This is a genomic window from Mesorhizobium sp. M0437 (genome assembly GCF_040321335.1).
Lineage (GTDB): Bacteria > Pseudomonadota > Alphaproteobacteria > Rhizobiales > Rhizobiaceae > Mesorhizobium.
The window spans coordinates 1-1,801 of record NZ_JAMYRK010000186.1 but is presented as its reverse complement, the minus strand read 5'-3'; the positions used below and the strand labels follow the sequence as shown (position 1 = coordinate 1,801).

Annotated in this window: 2 protein-coding genes; both read right to left on the bottom strand. The window is 60.4% G+C overall.

Annotated elements, in window-relative coordinates; genetic code table 11:
• Nucleotides 1-623 precede the first annotated feature (623 nt).
• The gene (locus NKI72_RS34815) at nt 624-857 is read right to left on the bottom strand and encodes a hypothetical protein (RefSeq protein ID WP_352837402.1); all 234 of its coding nucleotides are present in this window, start codon (nt 855-857) and stop codon (nt 624-626) included.
• Between the two features lie 364 nt (nt 858-1,221).
• Nucleotides 1,222-1,449, bottom strand: coding sequence for a TPR end-of-group domain-containing protein (locus tag NKI72_RS35620; RefSeq protein WP_502898651.1), 228 nt, complete (start codon nt 1,447-1,449; stop codon nt 1,222-1,224).
• Between the last annotated feature and the right edge of the window lie 352 nt (nt 1,450-1,801).

Below are 1,801 nucleotides of genomic sequence, written 5' to 3'. Positions count from 1 at the left end.
CATGCAGCAGTTTCAGCATCGAGATCCGCGCCGAGGAGGCAAGCCCCTTGAGCACGGCAATGCCTTCCTCAGGTTCAATCACCAGAAAATTGCGATTCATGAAATCGCCAGTCTATGCTCGTGACAGAGGTTATGGCTTCGCTCATTACAACGCGCTGACCGAAACGCCGAGCCGTTGATTTGGTTACATTAAGCCCTCGACCGTCAGTATGCATCGCAAGCCCCACCCAAAAGGATGGCGCGACATGTCTACATTTGGTCTCCGACCGCCAGCTCCTCGTGGTGCGGGGTGCTTGTCAGTCCGTGGCCTCGATTTGCAGACGACTAGATGCTGGCAGCCACAAAGAGAGGCAGAAGCCGAACACGGAATTGCGGCCGTTCCCCTGGCCAAATCCCCAAGATACCGGACCTCGACCTCGATCTTAGCCGAACCGGCGCGCATGGATCCACAGGATGCGGTGCGCTGAAGTGCGTGTCGCCGTGAAGTAAATCATCCGATTCGCCACCCGATAGAGTCGGGACGGGGTTCTACCTATTGCTTTTGAGCATGACCTTTTCCGAAAACCGGATTCCACTTCTTTCGAGATCATGCGCCAGTGCCGGCCTACTTCATGCTGGCCGCGTCAGCGACCCTGTCCACCATGGCCAGACCAGCTTAGCGGTGCGGTGTGATGGACCATGTGGCCGGCCTGCGGGCCGGCCCCGGCAATAATGCCGGCAGGCAGCAACAGATCATTGTGGCGGGTGAAGCGGCCGCCGGCCAGCGCGTCGGCCAGCATCAATGCCGATTCGGCCGCGATCGACCGCAGCTGTGAGGGCCAGCTGGCGATGTCCTTTGCCGACGAAGCAAACCCCACAGAGACGATGCCGGGGCGAAATACTTGCCCATGGCGAGCGGCCAGGTGAGCAGCACAAGCAGCGGCAGCAAAATGTGACGGAAAACACCACCGGCGACAGGCAAAGGCCGGCAGCCCGCCAGTGCAAGGCCCAGGCGCGGCGGCAAGAGCGGACAGATGAAGACCCCCGATCGAATCGTCGTCCGATCGAGATCATCGACTCGCCCGCCTCCCATCCAACCCAAATCTCAGCCCGCTGAGCGGCCGAGTAGTAGATGCGACGTCGCTGCTTCATGGCTCACATTCCATCTTTCAGACAGACTCGTGTGTTGCTGCGAGCAGTTGAATCCGCCACCCCAAAGCGGACGCGCCGCGAACGCGGCTGCTAGGCAGGCCGAAGCTTGTGCAAGTACAGCTGTGCGTCACAAGCCAAGTGAACTAAGAAGCTGCACGAACCGCGGTGATCGAGAATGGCGTCGAAATCGACTTCGTGACGGATTCGTTCCAATAGGTTCTGACTCGCGCTTCCTCCGACGGCTCTTTCCAGGTACCGAACCGCTTCCTCCACTTCCCCGAGCACGGAATACATGCAAGCGGCGTTGTACTGCGTCACGAAGTCGTCCGGATCGATCGCCAGCGCTCTGGCCAGCCAGGAACGCGCCTTCTTCCGCTCACCGAAATACGCGAGCGCGAGGGCGCCGCGATGCAGCGGTGCCGCATTTTCAGGATGGCGGCCAGTTGCGCGTTCGGCGCGCTCGAAACAGATCCTTGGTTTGCTAGCGGATGAAGGCGATCGCGCAGGAGCGTCCCCCGGTGTAGAGTTGCCACCCTGGATCTCGCCTTGGCCGGCTGCATTCCTGGCTGTGTCCCCTAGGATACATCCTCGAGCAGGGTCGACTTATCCAAGCCTTGTGTCGGCTCAGGCGGCCATTCACAATTCGGCGTCATCTCGTTGACTGCCTCGG